Annotated in this window: 18 protein-coding genes; 11 read left to right on the forward strand and 7 right to left on the reverse strand. The window is 68.8% G+C overall.

Annotation, left to right across the window (positions count from 1 at the left end):
• Window positions 1–3: 3 nt before the first annotated feature.
• On the reverse strand, window positions 4–231 hold the full coding sequence (locus NYZ95_RS03490) for a hypothetical protein (RefSeq protein WP_262848749.1): 228 nt from the start codon (window positions 229–231) through the stop codon (window positions 4–6).
• Between the two features lie 59 nt (window positions 232–290).
• Between NYZ95_RS03490 and NYZ95_RS03495 the strand changes: the two genes are divergently transcribed.
• Together NYZ95_RS03495 and NYZ95_RS03500 are read left to right on the forward strand one after the other, a co-directional pair.
• Window positions 291–929, forward strand: coding sequence for a TetR family transcriptional regulator (locus NYZ95_RS03495; protein WP_262848751.1), 639 nt, complete (start codon window positions 291–293; stop codon window positions 927–929).
• Window positions 926–1,378 (forward strand): SRPBCC family protein, encoded by a 453-nt coding sequence (locus NYZ95_RS03500; protein WP_262848753.1) that lies wholly within the window; start codon window positions 926–928, stop codon window positions 1,376–1,378. The genes NYZ95_RS03495 and NYZ95_RS03500 overlap by 4 nt, the downstream gene beginning before the upstream one ends.
• On the opposite strand, the gene miaA is transcribed toward NYZ95_RS03500, so the two are convergent.
• A complete protein-coding gene (gene miaA / locus NYZ95_RS03505) occupies window positions 1,375–2,289 on the reverse strand; it encodes a tRNA (adenosine(37)-N6)-dimethylallyltransferase MiaA (RefSeq protein WP_262848755.1) in 915 nt (304 codons plus the stop codon). The two genes, NYZ95_RS03500 and miaA, sit on opposite strands and share 4 nt — an antisense overlap.
• A gap of 60 nt (window positions 2,290–2,349) precedes the next feature.
• On the opposite strand from miaA, the gene NYZ95_RS03510 reads away from it, so the two are divergent.
• Both NYZ95_RS03510 and NYZ95_RS03515 read left to right on the forward strand, forming a co-directional pair.
• Window positions 2,350–2,613, forward strand: a complete 264-nt coding sequence (locus NYZ95_RS03510; protein WP_262848757.1) for an antitoxin — start codon at window positions 2,350–2,352, stop codon at window positions 2,611–2,613.
• Window positions 2,614–2,771: 158 nt separating this feature from the next.
• Entirely contained in the window at window positions 2,772–5,789 is a 3,018-nt protein-coding gene (locus NYZ95_RS03515; protein ID WP_262848759.1) for a glycoside hydrolase family 3 C-terminal domain-containing protein, read from the forward strand.
• Between the two features lie 64 nt (window positions 5,790–5,853).
• Here NYZ95_RS03515 and NYZ95_RS03520 read toward each other — a convergent pair whose 3' ends face one another.
• Entirely contained in the window at window positions 5,854–6,531 is a 678-nt protein-coding gene (locus NYZ95_RS03520; protein ID WP_262848761.1) for a class III extradiol ring-cleavage dioxygenase family protein, read from the reverse strand.
• Window positions 6,532–6,579: 48 nt separating this feature from the next.
• On the opposite strand from NYZ95_RS03520, the gene NYZ95_RS03525 reads away from it, so the two are divergent.
• Both NYZ95_RS03525 and NYZ95_RS03530 read left to right on the forward strand, forming a co-directional pair.
• The gene (locus NYZ95_RS03525; protein WP_262848763.1) at window positions 6,580–7,047 is read left to right on the forward strand and encodes an NUDIX domain-containing protein; all 468 of its coding nucleotides are present in this window, start codon (window positions 6,580–6,582) and stop codon (window positions 7,045–7,047) included.
• Between the two features lie 73 nt (window positions 7,048–7,120).
• Window positions 7,121–7,333 (forward strand): antitoxin, encoded by a 213-nt coding sequence (locus NYZ95_RS03530; RefSeq protein WP_262848765.1) that lies wholly within the window; start codon window positions 7,121–7,123, stop codon window positions 7,331–7,333.
• On the opposite strand, the gene miaB is transcribed toward NYZ95_RS03530, so the two are convergent.
• Window positions 7,334–8,833 carry a tRNA (N6-isopentenyl adenosine(37)-C2)-methylthiotransferase MiaB gene (miaB, locus tag NYZ95_RS03535; RefSeq protein ID WP_262848767.1) on the reverse strand — a complete coding sequence of 500 codons (1,500 nt, stop codon included), beginning with the start codon at window positions 8,831–8,833 and terminating at the stop codon, window positions 7,334–7,336. It lies immediately after the preceding gene.
• Window positions 8,834–8,912: 79 nt separating this feature from the next.
• Here miaB and NYZ95_RS03540 point away from each other — a divergent pair, with 79 nt between their 5' ends.
• The 5 genes from NYZ95_RS03540 to NYZ95_RS03560 all read left to right on the forward strand — a co-directional run bounded on the left by NYZ95_RS03540 (window position 8,913) and on the right by NYZ95_RS03560 (window position 12,918).
• A complete protein-coding gene (locus tag NYZ95_RS03540; protein WP_262848769.1) occupies window positions 8,913–9,398 on the forward strand; it encodes a DUF4829 domain-containing protein in 486 nt (161 codons plus the stop codon).
• A 162-nt stretch (window positions 9,399–9,560) separates the two neighbouring features.
• Window positions 9,561–10,289 (forward strand): amino acid ABC transporter ATP-binding protein, encoded by a 729-nt coding sequence (locus tag NYZ95_RS03545; protein ID WP_262849941.1) that lies wholly within the window; start codon window positions 9,561–9,563, stop codon window positions 10,287–10,289.
• 67 nt (window positions 10,290–10,356) lie between these two features.
• Window positions 10,357–11,262, forward strand: a complete 906-nt coding sequence (locus NYZ95_RS03550) for a glutamate ABC transporter substrate-binding protein (protein ID WP_262848771.1) — start codon at window positions 10,357–10,359, stop codon at window positions 11,260–11,262.
• A gap of 94 nt (window positions 11,263–11,356) precedes the next feature.
• A complete protein-coding gene (locus NYZ95_RS03555) occupies window positions 11,357–12,004 on the forward strand; it encodes an amino acid ABC transporter permease (protein ID WP_262848773.1) in 648 nt (215 codons plus the stop codon).
• Window positions 12,001–12,918: an amino acid ABC transporter permease gene (locus tag NYZ95_RS03560; RefSeq protein WP_262848775.1), complete on the forward strand. Its 918-nt coding sequence runs from the start codon at window positions 12,001–12,003 to the stop codon at window positions 12,916–12,918. The genes NYZ95_RS03555 and NYZ95_RS03560 overlap by 4 nt, the downstream gene beginning before the upstream one ends.
• Window positions 12,919–12,933: 15 nt before the next feature.
• Here NYZ95_RS03560 and NYZ95_RS03565 read toward each other — a convergent pair whose 3' ends face one another.
• Genes NYZ95_RS03565 through NYZ95_RS03575 form a run of 3 tightly spaced genes read right to left on the reverse strand, consistent with a single transcriptional unit; the run spans window position 12,934 to window position 14,284 of the window.
• Window positions 12,934–13,236: a hypothetical protein gene (locus NYZ95_RS03565; RefSeq protein WP_262848777.1), complete on the reverse strand. Its 303-nt coding sequence runs from the start codon at window positions 13,234–13,236 to the stop codon at window positions 12,934–12,936.
• Window positions 13,237–13,252: 16 nt separating this feature from the next.
• On the reverse strand, window positions 13,253–13,717 hold the full coding sequence (locus NYZ95_RS03570) for a hotdog fold domain-containing protein (RefSeq protein ID WP_262848779.1): 465 nt from the start codon (window positions 13,715–13,717) through the stop codon (window positions 13,253–13,255).
• Between the two features lie 21 nt (window positions 13,718–13,738).
• Window positions 13,739–14,284 (reverse strand): GNAT family N-acetyltransferase, encoded by a 546-nt coding sequence (locus tag NYZ95_RS03575; protein ID WP_262848781.1) that lies wholly within the window; start codon window positions 14,282–14,284, stop codon window positions 13,739–13,741.
• Window positions 14,285–14,309 lie beyond the last annotated feature (25 nt).

The following is a 14,309-nucleotide window of genomic DNA, read 5'->3' on the forward strand; positions in this document are numbered from 1 at the left end:
AGTCTAGGCGTCGGGCGTCTGCTGCGAGCCACGCGCCGCGGAGGCGTCACGCCGCGCGCGTCCGGCGGCGTCGCCGATCTCGAACAGCTCGGTGGCGAGGTCACCGACCTCGGTGATGACCTGGCGTGTCGCTCCCAGCACGATCACGGCCAGCCGTTGGGCGGTGGAGGTGATCGCCTCTGCCGACTGCTGGACCACGTCCTTGTTGATCTCGCGTCGCCGCAACACCATGGCGGTCACGGTACCCGATGGCCACGGGCCCCGTCCGGGCTCCGCGATAAGGTGCCCCGGTGCAGGTCTCCGACGACGCCTTGTCGCGTCACGAGCAGAAGGAGCGTACGCGACAGGCACTCTTGGACGCGGCGCTCGAGCTCACCGACGAGCACGGGTTCGCCGGGGTCAGCCTCCGCCAGGTCGCGCGACGCGCGGGTGTGGTCCCGACCGCGTTCTACCGCCACTTCGCGAGCATGGAAGAGCTCGGTCTCGCGCTCGTCGACCAGTCCTTCGGCACGCTGCGCGGCATGATGCAGATCGCCCGCCAGGACCCCGAGACGTACGCCGACGTCATCACGGCCTCGGCCGCGATCATCGTCGAGCAGGTCCGCACCCACCGGTCGCACTTCGCGTTCGTCGCGCGCGAGCGGTTCGGCGGGGTCCCCGCCGTACGCCGACGCATCCGCGACGAGCTGCGCCTGTACGTCACCGAGCTGGCGATGGCGCTGCGGACCTTCCCGTACCTCGACACGTGGAACCGCGAGGACGTCCAGACCGCCTCGCGCCTCTTCGTCAACATCATGGTCTCGACAGCCGAGCAGGTCATCGAGTCGCCCGACGATCCCGAGGTGCTGGCGCAGATCGAGACCGAGGCACGGCGGCAGATGCGGCTGATCGTGCTCGGGTACGCCGGGTGGCGGTCGGAGCCAGGGTGAGCGTCACCGTGCGGTCGGAGGGCACCGGGCGGCTCAGCGCGGAGGTCCACGTGCGCGCGCCCGTCGAGGCTGTCTGGGCATACGTCACCGCGTGGGAGCGGCAGGGCGAGTGGATCCCGGCGACGCGGGTCCGGATGGAGGGCGACCTGGTCGTGGCCCGCACCGGGATCGGTCCGCTCGCGTTCGACGACCCGATGCGGGTGACCTCGTGGGACCCGCCACGACGCTGCGACGTCGCGCACCTCGGCCGCGTCGTCAACGGCACGGGCACGTTCACCTGCACGCCCGACGCGGCCGGCACCGGCACGGAGTTCGGGTGGAGCGAGCAGGTGCGCGTCCCCGGCGGGCGCCTCGCTCCCGTGCTCTGGCGGATCGCCTCCCCCGCGCTGCGCCTGTCGTACGCGTACGCGTTGCGCCGCCTGCGCGACCGTGCGGAGCGCGGCGGCTAGCGCTCGACCACGGCGAGCGCCTTCTCGACGAGGTCGGGGGCGTCGTACGGGAGCCAGACGATCCGGGGGTCCTTGCGAAACCAGCCGTCCTGGCGCCGCGCGAACTTCCGGGTCCCGCGGATGGTCGCCTCGCGCGCCTCGTTCTCGCTCATCATGCCGTCGAGGTAGGCGAGCACCTGCGAGTAGCCGAGGGCCCGGCTCGCGGTGCGGCCCTGGGCGAGACCGTGCTCGACGAGTCCCCGGACCTCGTCGACCAGCCCTGCCTCCCACATGCGGTCGACCCGCAGGGCGATCCGCTCGTCGAGGACGTCGCGCGGGACGTCGACACCGAGGAGTCGTACGTCGTCGTAGTACGCGGTGTGCGCCGGCAGCGTCGCGGTGAACGGCCGCCCGGTGATCTCGACGACCTCGAGCGCGCGGACGATCCGGCGGCCGTTCGACACCAGGATGCTCGACGCCGCCTCGGGATCGACGGCCGCGAGCCGCCGGTGCATCTCCTCGGGCCCCTGTGCGCGCAGCTCCGCCTCGAGCCGCTCGCGGACCGCGGGGTCAGTCCCGGGGAACTCGAACGCGTCGACGACCGCACGGACGTACAGCGCGGACCCGCCGACGAGGACCGGGACGGCACCGCGCGCCCGTACGTCCTCCAGCGCCGCACGCGCCCACCCCTGGAACTCCGCGACCGTGGCCGCCTCGGTGACGTCGAGGACGTCGAGGAGGTGGTGCGGCACTCCCCCGCGCTCGGCCTCGGGGAGCTTCGCCGTGCCGATGTCCATGCCGCGGTAGATCTGGTACGCGTCGACGTTGACGACCTCGCCTCCGACCCGTTGCGCGAGCGCCACCGCGAGGTCGGACTTGCCGGCGGCGGTGGGTCCCACGACGGCGACGACGGGAGGCTTCACGGCGACCATTCTGACTGACGTAGATTCGAAGGCATCCAGCACACCGCATCACGCCAGGGAGAAAGCGCCATGAGCAAGTTCGACGAGGCCTTCGAGAAGTTCAAGGGCTCCAGCGAGGACCTGGCCCGCGAGATGAAGGAGCGCGCGAGCGTCCTCGTCACCGAGAACGGTGACAAGATCGACGACGCCCTCGAGAAGGTGCGGGACAAGGCCAAGGAGATGAGCAAGGGCAAGTACGACCGCAAGATCGACAAGGCCCACGCCGTCGCGAAGGAGCAGATCCACAAGCTCGACAAGGGCCAGGAGCCGCCGAACTCTACGCCTGCCGGCTAGGGCTCCGCTAGCCCCTCGCCTCGACACGCCGTGCGCGGGTGCGAAGTCCGCGCCTCGGTGCTCTGATGGGAGAAATGTCCTAGTTTGTTCCCGCCGGTCTCGGGTGTTGACCCGCGTGGGAGCACGAGGGCACAGCCCATCGAGAACGGGGGAACGACATGTTTCGACGCGTCGTCACCTACGCGGCCGCGGCGGGACTCGTCGCCGCGACCATCGCAGCCATACCCTCAGTCACGCAGGCGGACGACGAACGTCCGTGGCTGGACACGAGTCTCGCGCCGGAGAAGCGGGCAGACCTGCTGATCGCGGCGATGACGCTGGACCAGAAGCTCCAGCAGATCTACAACCAGCCGTTCTACAACGAGGAGCTCGACCCGGACGGCAACCCCGACGACAGCCCGGCCGACCGCAACGACTGCAACTTCACCATCGTCGGGCGCCACATCGAAGGCATCCCGGAGCTGGGCATCCCCACGTTCCGGCAGGCCAACGGCGGCACGGGCATCCGCGGCGGCGACTGCCTGCCTGAGCCGACGGCCACGGCGCTTCCCGCCCAGGTCTCGTCGGCAGCGACGTTCAACCGCGACCTGATGACCGACTGGGGGAAGGTCCTCGACGTCGAGCTCGAGGCGTGGGCCACCCAGGTCCTGTGGGGCCCCGGCATGAACATGATCCGGACCCCGTACGGCGGTCGCAACAACGAGTACTTCAGCGAGGATCCCTACCTCACCGGCGTGATGGGCAGCGAGATCATCAAGGGCATCCAGGCCCGAGGTGTCAGCCAGGCCACCGCGAAGCACTTCGTCGCCAACGACTCGGAGTACCAGTTCGAGCGCTGGACGTCGGCCAACCGGGTGCCGTCTCGCGCCATGCACGAGATCTACCTGCTGCCGTTCGAGATGGCCGTCAAGGACGCCGACGTGTCCTCGATCATGTGCGCCTACCCGGACCTCAACTTCACCTACAACTGCTCCAGCTCGCCGCTGCTCCAGCAGACGCTGCGCCAGCGGTGGGGGTTCGACGGCTACGTCTTCTCCGACCGGCGCGCCCAGCAGAGCACTCTTGACGCGATCGCCGCCGGCGTCGACGTCGAGCTCGACGAGTCGCCTGAGTGGTACAAGCCGGAGACGATCAAGGCGTACATCAACTCCGGCGTGATCACGGAGGCGCAGATCGACGACCTCCTTCGCCCTCGCTACATCAAGATGTTCGAGTTCGGGAACTTCGAGCGGCCGTACAACAAGTTCCTCTGGAACGAGGTCGACCCGCTGATGGCTCCGACCGGCTCGCACGCCAAGGTGGCCAAGCAGGCCGGCGCCGAGGGCCTCGTCCTCCTGCGCAACGACAAGAACATCCTGCCGCTCAACCGGGAGGCTGTGGAGTCGGTGGCCGTCATCGGTCCGCAGTGGTTCGCCGCCGAAGCCTCGCTGCCACCGCGCAGCGGCAACCGTGCCGCGAACATCACGGTCAACGAGCCGTTCCAGGTGACGCCTGTGCAGGGTCTCCAGAACGTGCTCAAGGACGTGAATCCCGACGCGACGGTGACGCTCAACACCGGCACCAACATCGCCAGTGCGGAGCGGGCCGCCCGCAACGCCGACGTGACCGTCCTGATGGTCGGGGACGTCGCCCGGGAGACCTGGGACAAGAACGCGTACTGGCCCGAGGAGAACCCGAACAGCAGCGCTTCGGGCGCGCCGAACGAGACGCCCAACCTCGACCTCCCGACGATCACCGGCACCAACCAGCAGGAGCTCATCCCGCGGGTCCTGGCGGCCAACCCGAACACGATCGTCGTCATGAAGACGCAGGGACAGGTCAACATGCCGTGGATCGACGACGTCCACACGATGGTGCAGGCGTGGTACCCGGGCGAGTGGGACGGCGAGGTCGTCGCCGAGGCACTGTTCGGCGTCACCAACTTCTCCGGCAAGCTGCCTCTCACGATCGGCAAGACCGACCGCGAGGCGGCGTACGAGACCTCGGAGCAGTACAACGGCTTCGAGGAGAACACCGGCACTCCGGGCGGTTACGGCCGCGACCCGCAGTGCATCAATCCGCAGGAGCAGCCGCCGTGCACGGTCTCAGGACCGGCTCCTCAGCGGGTCGTCCGCTACACGGAGGGCCTGAAGATGGGCTACCGGTGGTACGAGTCGACCAAGACCGAGCCGTACTTCCCGTTCGGCTTCGGCCTCTCGTACACGACCTTCGACTACAGCGACCTGTCCGTCACCGAGGTGGGAGGGGGCAACGGGCACACCGCCCTGCGCGCCGACTTCACGGTCAAGAACACCGGTGACCGCGAGGGTATGGAGGTCCCGCAGGTGTACCTGACGCTGCCTGGAGAGGCACGCGAGCCGGCCAAGCGGCTGGTGGGGTTCGACAAGGTCGACCTCGCCGCCGGCGAGAGCAAGAGGGTGTCGGTGCTGATCGACTCCAACGCCTCCAACCACCCGTTCTCGTACTTCTCACCGGACGATCCTGACGATCTCCGGAAGTGGGCGGACGGAGACTGGGTGACACCCGACGGCGACTACAAGGTGCACGTCGGCGGCTCGTCGGCCGACACCCCGCTGGAGAAGACCGTCGGTCTCAACTTCAGCAACAACGCCCCGACCGCCCAGAACGTCACCGGCGTCCGGGTGCGCGAGGGACGTTCGGTCGTCATCGAGCTGAAGGCCAGCGACCCCGACGGGGACGCGCTGTCGTACACCTACTCGGACCTGAACGGGAACAAGGTGACGCCGATCGGCAACGGCTCGGCAGTCCGCTTCACCCCGAAGGCAGGGTTCACCGGACGCACGTCGTTCCGCTACACCGTCAACGACGGTCACGGCGGCGAGGCGTCCGCACAGGTCTTCGTGACGGTGACGCCGGCACCCAAGACCAACTCCAGGATCACCAACGTCAAGATCAAGCCGAACCGTCTGACGACCAACACGCGGGCGAGGGTCTCGTTCCGCGTCCGGTCGGGCGGCAAGGCTGCTCGTGGCAAGTACGTGATCAGGGCCCGCGGCGAGGTCGTCGGGCGCGGCACGCTCAACGCCCGAGGCCGGGCGAACGAGCGGATCAAGCGTCTCGGCGCCGGCAGGCAGAAGCTGCGGATCGTCTACCAGGGCTCGAAGACCGCCAAGCGCGCCGTCAAGGAGCGCACGGTCCGCGTCATCAGGAGGTAGTGGCCACAAACAGAGAGGAACAGGGCCCTCGGTGCTGCGGCACCGGGGGTCCTGTTCGTGTCGACTACTCCTCGCGTCTCCACTCCGCGACCCAGTAGCCGACGCCGTACGGGGCCGCGTCGTAGCGCAGCCGCGCGCGCCACGACGCCGCGGTGGGGTTGCTGTCCGCGCGGACGGTCGCGCCGAGCGCCCTCAGCGCCGGCGCCCCGCTCGCCCAGAGCTCGGCTGCCCGGTCGAGATCGAGGTCGGCGAGGGCTTCGGTGTCGGGGCCCGCGAGCGCGGTGCTGACCGCCGCGTCGAACGCGAGGGCCCGTACGTCCACGTGGCCGGGCGCGCTCTCGTCCCGCTTCGCGGTGCCGTCGGCGAGCACGACCAGCGCCGTACGCGCGCCGGGACGCAGCGCGAGAGCCGAGCCGCTGGTCTCGTGGTACTCCCGCGGCACGTCGGCAGCCACCCGGTCGAGGAGCCACGCGCCGAGCGGGAGCGCCGACCCGGCACGTACGCCTCTGGTCGCCGGCGCCGCCTCGCCGTACCCGTACGGCGAGAAGTCCGCGCGTACGTCGGTGAACGACACGGCAGCCGGGCCCGGTGCGACCACCACGACACGGTCGGCCGACGACGTCGCGGCGCCGACCGCCTCGAGCACGCACGCCCGCAGCGGCTCCAGCTCGTCGGCCGCCCCCGCGGCGATCTCCGGGACGAGCAGCGGCGTCTGCGGGACCACGGCGACGGAGAGGAGCACGCTCCGAGGCTAGCCCCCGCCCCGGTCGGGACGCCTAGAGTGCTGGACATGAGTCATGCCCTGGTGCCCGCGTCGTACGTCCTGCTCCTGCGAGGACCTCGCGGCGACGAGGAGATCCTCCTCCACCTCCGCCAGAACACCGGCTTCCGCGACGGGCGGTGGGCGACGATCGCGGGGCACGTCGACCCGGACGAGTCGGCACGGACAGCCGCCCAGCGCGAGGCGTACGAGGAGGCGGGCGTCTCGATCGCGCCCGACGCGCTCGAGCCGTTGACGACCCTCCACCGGTGGGTCCAGGGCGGGCCCGCGGTGGAGCAGCGCGTCGACTTCTTCTGGATCGCGCGCTCGTGGAGCGGCGAGCCGCGCATCGCCGAGCCGGAGAAGTCCGCCGACCAGCGGTGGTTCCGTCTGCGCGACCTTCCCCAGCCCGGTGTCGAGCACGAGATGATCGTGATCGAGGCCTATCTCCGCGGCCTGGTGCCGCCCATCCTCACGCTCACCTCCCACGCGGGCTGAGTCGGCGCGCGAAAAACGGACAGCCGTATTACGTTTCCCCCGGAAACATCATTTCGACCAGACGGGGGAACCCATGGGAGCGTTCGACAAGTTGCAGGACGGCGCCGAGGACCTGAAGGACAAGGCACAGGCCTTCCTCCAGGAGCACGGCGACAAGATCGACTCGGGGATCGACAAGGCGTCCGACTTCGTCGAAGACAAGACCGGCGGCAAGGTCAACCTCGACAAGGCTGCCGACGTCCTCAAGGACGGCATCGACAAGCTCGACGGCGAGCCGACGAGCTGATCAGCAGGCGCAGGCCGGACCGTCGCTGACGGGCGCAGGAGCCGGAGCGCCGATGGTCGGCATGCCGAGTCCGACCCCGACCGGGGCAGGAGCAGCGTTGCGGGCCTCCCAGGCGTCACCGGCGCGCGTACGGCGCACCGCGAGCGGCGTCCCATCTGCCATCAGGTGGTGGGGCGCCGCTTGCGTGATCTCCACCTCGACCACGTCGCCAGGGCGCACCTCGACGCCGTCGGGCCGCGCGAAGTGCACGAGCCGGTTGTCCCGCGCACGGCCGGTGAGGCGCTGAGTCGCCCCGTCCTTCTTGCCGCCCTTGCCGGCGCTCGTGTCAGCCACCAGCAGCTCGACCGTCGTCCCGACGAGGGCCTTGTTCTCTTCCCAGGCGATCTCGTTGACGAGCGCCACCAGCCGGTCGTACCGCTCCTGGACGACGGCCTTCGGGAGCTGCTCCTCCATCGTCGCGGCAGGGGTGCCGGGACGCGGTGAGTACTGGAAGGTGTACGCCGAGCTGAACCGCGCCTGTCGTACGACGTCCATCGTCTCGAGGAAGTCCTCCTCGGTCTCGCCGGGGAACCCGACGATGATGTCCGTCGTGATCGCGGCGTCCGGCATCGCGGCGCGGACCCGCTCGATGATGCCGAGGAAGCGCTCCTTGCGGTACGAGCGGCGCATCGCCTTCAGGACGCGGTCCGACCCCGACTGCAGCGGCATGTGCAGCTGCGGCATGACGTTCGGCGTCTGCGCCATCGCCTCGATGACGTCGTCGGTGAACGCGGCCGGGTGCGGGGAGGTGAAGCGGACCCGCTGCAGCCCTTCGATCTCGCCGCACGCGCGCAGCAGCTTGCCGAACGCGAGCCGGTCTCCGAACTCCACGCCGTACGAGTTGACGTTCTGGCCGAGCAGCGTGACCTCGACGACCCCCTCGGCGACCAGCGCCTCGATCTCGGCGAGGATCTCGCCGGGGCGGCGGTCCTTCTCCTTGCCGCGCAGGCTCGGCACGATGCAGAACGTGCAGGTGTTGTTGCAGCCGACGCTGATCGACACCCAGGCCGCGAACGCCGACTCGCGCTTGGTCGGCAGCGTCGACGGGAAGACCTCGAGCGACTCGAGGATCTCGACCTGGCTCTCCTCCTGGACCCGCGCGCGGTCGAGCAGCGCCGGCAGGGAGCCGATGTTGTGGGTGCCGAAGACGACGTCGACGTACGGCGCGCGCTTCGTGATCGTGTCGCGGTCCTTCTGGGCGAGGCAGCCGCCGACGGCGATCTGCATGCCCGGGTTCTCCCGCTTGATGCTCGCGATGTGGCCGAGCGTGCCGTACAGCCGGTTGTCGGCGTTCTCACGCACCGCACAGGTGTTGAACACGACGACGTCGGCGGGCTTCTCGTCGGCCGCGGCCGGCGGCGCCGCCACGTAGCCCGCGTCCTCGAGCAGACCCGACAGGCGCTCGGAGTCGTGCACGTTCATCTGGCACCCGTAGGTGCGCACCTCATACGTCTTCGGCATAGCCCTCCCAGGGTACGCGGCGGCTGGCCGTGCCCCCCTGTGCCTCCCCAGTGGACACCTGCCGCTGCAACAATGCGCCATGCCCCGCCTCCGTCGTACGGCGCGCGTCCTCTCGACCGTGGTCGCCGCCGTCCTCGCACTCGCCCTGGCGTTCGCCGCGGCCGACGCGTACACGGGCCGCCAGACCCGCGAAGTGGCCATTCCTCCCGATGACGCCACGCCCGAGCAGGTGGTCGCTGCCTACGTCGACGCGCTCGACGCCCATGACTGCGACACCGCGTCGGCCCTGCGCACGCGGGACTCGAGTGAATCCGCCCTGTCCTGGTGCGAGTCGGTGGCCTCCCTCGAGGAGATCGAGGTCGGCGTCCACTTCCCGGAGTCCCGCGGGTACACCGAGGCGGAGCCCAGGGAAGAGCTGGTCGGCGTCGGCGTGACCTTCAATCTGCAGTGGCGGCCGTTCCGCGACGACGGGTGGATCGAGGAAGGCAGAACCACGTGGGGATACACCCTCGCACGCGAGGCGGAGACCCATCCGTGGCGCATCGTCGACGAGGGAACGGCATGAGGGTCGGCGGTCACGTTCTCACAACAACCGCGGGGGCGTCACGGTACCGAGTTGGTCCGGCCGCGGGCCTCACCGTACCTTTCTCACATGTCGGATGACTCGTACGACTCGCCTGCTGGCATGCCATCATCCAGCGGCTCCAGCACTGCAACGGCCACATACATGGTCGCCGTCGAGGGCGTCCAGAAGTGGTTCGGCGACCTCCACGTCCTCAAGGACATCGACCTGAACGTCCGGCCCGGTGAGGTCGTCGTCGTGATCGGACCGTCCGGTTCGGGCAAGTCCACGCTCTGCCGTGCGATCAACCGGCTCGAGCCCATCGACGAGGGCACCATCGCCATCGACGGGTCCGAGCTGCCGGCCGAGGGTCGCAAGCTCGCTCAGCTGCGGGCTGACGTCGGGATGGTGTTCCAGTCGTTCAACCTCTTCGCGCACAAGACGGTCCTCGAGAACGTCATGCTCGGGCCGATCAAGGTCCGCAAGAAGTCCAAGGCCGACGCCGAGAAGCGCGCGATGGAGCTCCTGACGCGTGTCGGCGTGGAGTCGCAGGCCAACAAGTTCCCCGCCCAGCTGTCGGGAGGCCAGCAGCAGCGCGTCGCGATCGCCCGGGCGCTGGCCATGGACCCGAAGGTCATGCTCTTCGACGAGCCGACCTCGGCCCTCGACCCGGAGATGATCAAGGAAGTCCTCGACACCATGGTCACGCTCGCCAAGGGCGGCATGACGATGATCGTCGTCACGCACGAGATGGGCTTCGCCCGTACGGCCGCCGACCGGGTGGTCTTCATGGCCGACGGGCAGATCCTCGAGGAGGAGACTCCTCAGGAGTTCTTCGACAACCCCAAGACCGACCGTGCCAAGGACTTCCTCGCGAAGATCCTGAAGCACTGAGTCGGCGACGCACGTCAGAAACCGTCAAACGGGTGCCGCACGGGCGCCGGTGAGCAAGGGAGAACTGATGAAGATCCGTAGGACCAAGATCGCGGTCATCGCCGCGGCAGCAGCGCTCACCCTGGCCGGGTGTGGCGACGCCGGCAACGACGACGGCGACAACGGTGACGGGGGCAGCGACGGCTTCAGCCCCGAGGTCGTCGAGGACGCGTCGTTCGACGACGGCACGCGCATGGCCGAGATCGCCAAGGACGGCAAGGTCAAGATCGGCGTGAAGTTCGATCAGCCGGGCATCGGCTTTAAGTCGGCCACCTCGGACACGCCGACCGGCTTCGACCCCAACATGGGCAAGATCCTCGCCGCGAAGCTCGGCATCCCCGCCGACAAGATCGAGTGGGTCGAGACGATCTCCGACAACCGTGAGCCGTTCCTCCAGAACAACACCGTCGACTTCGTGATCGCCTCGTACTCGATCACCGACGAGCGTCGTCAGGTCGTCGGCCAGGCCGGCCCGTACTACGTGACCGGCCAGCAGCTGCTGGTCGCCGCCGACGACGATTCGATCAACGGCCCGGACGACCTGAAGGGCAAGAAGGTTTGCTCGGTCACCGGCTCGACCTCGATCAAGACCGTTGAGGAGCAGTACGGCGCCACCCCGGCCGGCTTCGACACCTACTCGGAGTGCGTCGAGCAGCTCAAGACCGGCTCGGTCGACGCTGTGACCACGGACGGCGCCATCCTCGCCGGCTACGCCGCGGAGGACCCCGACGCCCTCAAGGTCGTCGGTGAGCCGTTCTCCGAGGAGCGCTACGGCATCGGCTACAACAAGGATGCCGCCGGCATGTGCGAGTTCATCAACACCACGCTCGAGGGTGCGTTCGAGGACGGCGAGTGGGAGGCCGCGTTCGACGACTCGCTCGGCAAGGGCGGCATCGACCTGCCCGAGACGCCGACGCTCGATCCCTGCCCGTGATGCGGTGAGGTGACGGGGTCGGCTCGGTCCGGCCCCGTCACCTCGTCTGTGTCTGTCTCCCCCGCTCGACTCTCGACCTCGTGAGGAGGTGCACGTGGACGCTTTGACCGAGAACTGGGACCTCATTCTCGACGGGTTCCTCAACACGCTCCAGCTGCTGCTCGGCGCGGGCGCACTCGCGCTCGTCGTCGGCACGCTCATCGCGCTGTTCCGTGTCAGCCCGGTTCCCGTCCTTCGCGGCACCGGCGCGGTGTACGTCACGATCTTCCGCAACAGCCCGCTCCTGGTGCTCCTCCTCATCACGTACTACGGCCTTCCTCAGCTCGGGATCAACCCGAGCTTCTACTGGAAGATCATTCTCGCGATGGGCCTGTACACCGGCGCGTTCGTCGCCGAGTCGCTGCGCTCGGGCATCAACGGCATCCCGCTCGGCCAGGCCGAGGCGTCGCGCTCGCTGGGCTTCACCTTCGGTCAGTCGATGACCCAGGTCGTGCTGCCGCAGGCGTTCCGTAATGTGGTCCCGCCGCTCGCCAGCGTCTTCATCGCCCTCACCAAGAACACTTCTCTCGCGATGTCGTTCGGCGTCGCTGAGGCAGCCTTCCGGATGAAGGGCCTCGTCAACGACTACGCCACCGAACGCTGGACGATCTTCATCGGGATCGCGCTCGGCTACATCATCATCGTCGAGGCGATCTCGCTCGGAGCGGCCTTGCTGGAGCGCCGTTGGAGGGCAGAACGATGAGCCAGAGCACCGTCCTGTACGACACCCCGGGACCTCGCGCCCGCCGCACGTACCGCATCATCGGCGTCGTCGCCGTCCTCGCGCTGCTCGTCCTCGGCTTCGTGGTCATCAACATCCTCTACGAGAACGGCCAGCTCGAGTACGAGGGTGTCTGGGAGCCTTTCGTCACCCCGGCCTACCTCGAGCTGCTCTGGGGCGGCCTCCTCGACACGTTGAAGGCAGCGGCGCTCGCCATCCTGGGCGCGCTCGCCTTCGGCGTGCTCTTCGGGATCGGCAAGCTGTCCGAGCATCGCCTCATCCGCTGGCCGTGCTGGCTCGTCGTCGAGTTCTTCCGCGCCGTGCCGCTGCTGATCCTCATCATCTTCATCTGGTCGCTGTACTCGCTCCAGCTCGACCGGTCGTTCCACGCGCTCGTGATCGGGCTGGTGCTCTACAACGGCTCGGTGCTGGCCGAGGTGTTCCGGGCAGGCATCAACGCGGTGCCGAAGGGCCAGGCGGAAGCCGCCTACGCGCTGGGCATGCGCAAGTACCAGGTGATGACCGCGATCTTGATGCCGCAGGCCGTGAAGATCATGCTGCCGTCGATCATCAGCCAGTGCATCGTCGCGCTCAAGGACACGTCCCTCGGGTACGTCATCCTCGCCCCCGGTCTCACCAAGGTCGGTCGCGAGATCTGGCGCGAGTTCGGCAACTACCTCGCGACAGCGCTCGTGCTGCTGGTGATCTACCTGGTCATCAACCTGATCCTCGACCTGATCGGACGCTGGGTCGAGCGCCGCTACACCGGTGGCCGCAGGCTCGACGTCGGCGCTCCGGGTGCTCTTGGCGAGCAGGATGCCGTGGCCCAAGTCGAGGCCGCGCGCAAGGCAGCCACGAAGGGCGGAGCAGGTACGGGAGCCGGCGGCTTCCAGTAGGAAACGACGCGCGAGTCAGCGGACGTACACGCTGCCGTCGAAGTTGAGCATGCCCGCGGCCTCGAGCCCGATCGTGGTCTCGCTGTTCTCGTCGTCGTCGGCGTGGGTCTCCACGTCGACGGCGGCGACCTCGGCGAGCGGGATCGCGTGCACCTGCGCGGTACGGATGCCGTTGCCGGAGCGGTCGGTGAGGTCGCCGTCCTCGAGGAACAGGTAGCCGTCGCGCAGACCGAGGATCCTCGCGTACGGGTGGAGCTCACGGCTCCCGTCCACGCGTCGGACGGACAGAGTGCTGAAGGCGTTGGTGTCGTGCGTCACGTGCACAGTGTCGCACCTAGCGTGACGGTGTCGGCGTGACCCACAGGCGGATGGTGCCCTCGACCACGCGGGTGCCGTCGGCGCGCGTCGCGTGGACGGTGACGTCGACCTCGGGCGCGTTCGCCCAGTCGGCCTCGGTGGTCTCGGCGACGCACACGAGGTCGCTGGTCGACTTGGCAAGGTACGAGACGTCCATCCCCTTGGGGAGCCAGCGGTAGCCGTCGGGCACGGTCGCCTCCGCGAGCAGGCCCATCGCCGCCTCGAGGCCGTTGCAGACGGCGATCGCGTGGACGGTGCCGATGTGGTTCTTGACGGACCAGCGCTTGGGGACGACGAGCTCGGCGCGGTGCGGGCGCATCTCACGCACCCGCGGACGCACCGTGCGGAAGTACGGCGCCTTGAGCGAGAACGCGAGACCGAACAGGCGGTCGCCCATCGGCAGGGACGAGATGCGGTCGTACAGGGCGAGCGTCTGGTTCATGGGTGGAGACTAGCAGGAAAGTTACCCGTCGGTAACTGTCCTTGCGAGGTCGTCCCGCGAGGCACGGCAGACGATCTGGGCGTACTCCTCCCCCGGCATCTGGATCCACTGCCGCTGAACGAAGCCGAGCTTGTCGAGCACCCGCAGGGAGGCCACGTTGCGCGCATCGGGGCAGGCCACGAACCACGTGGCGTCCGGGTGGCCGGGCAGCGCCACGTCGCGCAGGAAGACGGTGAGCATCCGTGCGCCGAGTCCTCTGCCGACCTGCGCCGGATCGCCGATCAGGTAGTCGAAGGCGACGGCGCTCGGCAACTGCACGCGTACGGCGAGGTCGTCGTCGGAGTCCACCGGATAGTCCTGCACGGTGGCGAACGGGGCACCCTCCAGCGAAGCCACCCACATGCGGGCCGGCTCCTCACCGCGCAGGCGCCCGCCGTACCGCACCTGCGCCGCCGTAACATCCGCAGGTGGGTCGCGGAACCACGCCCGTACGTGGGGCTCGTGGTACCACGCGACGAGCGCGTGGAGGTCCTCTTCGTCCATCGAACGGAACTCGATCGAGGGCATGGCTGGAGAGTAGCGGCGCGTCTAG

It is taken from the genome of Mumia quercus (assembly GCF_025506335.1).
GTDB lineage: Bacteria > Actinomycetota > Actinomycetes > Propionibacteriales > Nocardioidaceae > Mumia > Mumia quercus.

What these genes read in the sequence shown, in the direction of transcription:
- NYZ95_RS03515 (WP_262848759.1), top strand. Translation starts at nt 2,772, where the DNA reads ATGTTTCGACGCGTCGTCACCTACGCGGCCGCGGCGGGACTCGTCGCC.
- miaB (WP_262848767.1), bottom strand. Translation starts at nt 8,833, where the DNA reads ATGCCGAAGACGTATGAGGTGCGCACCTACGGGTGCCAGATGAACGTG.
- NYZ95_RS03545 (WP_262849941.1), top strand. Translation starts at nt 9,561, where the DNA reads ATGGTCGCCGTCGAGGGCGTCCAGAAGTGGTTCGGCGACCTCCACGTC.
- NYZ95_RS03525 (WP_262848763.1), top strand. Translation starts at nt 6,580, where the DNA reads ATGAGTCATGCCCTGGTGCCCGCGTCGTACGTCCTGCTCCTGCGAGGA.
- NYZ95_RS03560 (WP_262848775.1), top strand. Translation starts at nt 12,001, where the DNA reads ATGAGCCAGAGCACCGTCCTGTACGACACCCCGGGACCTCGCGCCCGC.
- NYZ95_RS03570 (WP_262848779.1), bottom strand. Translation starts at nt 13,717, where the DNA reads ATGAACCAGACGCTCGCCCTGTACGACCGCATCTCGTCCCTGCCGATG.
- NYZ95_RS03490 (WP_262848749.1), bottom strand. Translation starts at nt 231, where the DNA reads ATGGTGTTGCGGCGACGCGAGATCAACAAGGACGTGGTCCAGCAGTCG.
- NYZ95_RS03550 (WP_262848771.1), top strand. Translation starts at nt 10,357, where the DNA reads ATGAAGATCCGTAGGACCAAGATCGCGGTCATCGCCGCGGCAGCAGCG.
- NYZ95_RS03510 (WP_262848757.1), top strand. Translation starts at nt 2,350, where the DNA reads ATGAGCAAGTTCGACGAGGCCTTCGAGAAGTTCAAGGGCTCCAGCGAG.
- NYZ95_RS03530 (WP_262848765.1), top strand. Translation starts at nt 7,121, where the DNA reads ATGGGAGCGTTCGACAAGTTGCAGGACGGCGCCGAGGACCTGAAGGAC.
- NYZ95_RS03540 (WP_262848769.1), top strand. Translation starts at nt 8,913, where the DNA reads ATGCCCCGCCTCCGTCGTACGGCGCGCGTCCTCTCGACCGTGGTCGCC.
- NYZ95_RS03575 (WP_262848781.1), bottom strand. Translation starts at nt 14,284, where the DNA reads ATGCCCTCGATCGAGTTCCGTTCGATGGACGAAGAGGACCTCCACGCG.
- miaA (WP_262848755.1), bottom strand. Translation starts at nt 2,289, where the DNA reads ATGGTCGCCGTGAAGCCTCCCGTCGTCGCCGTCGTGGGACCCACCGCC.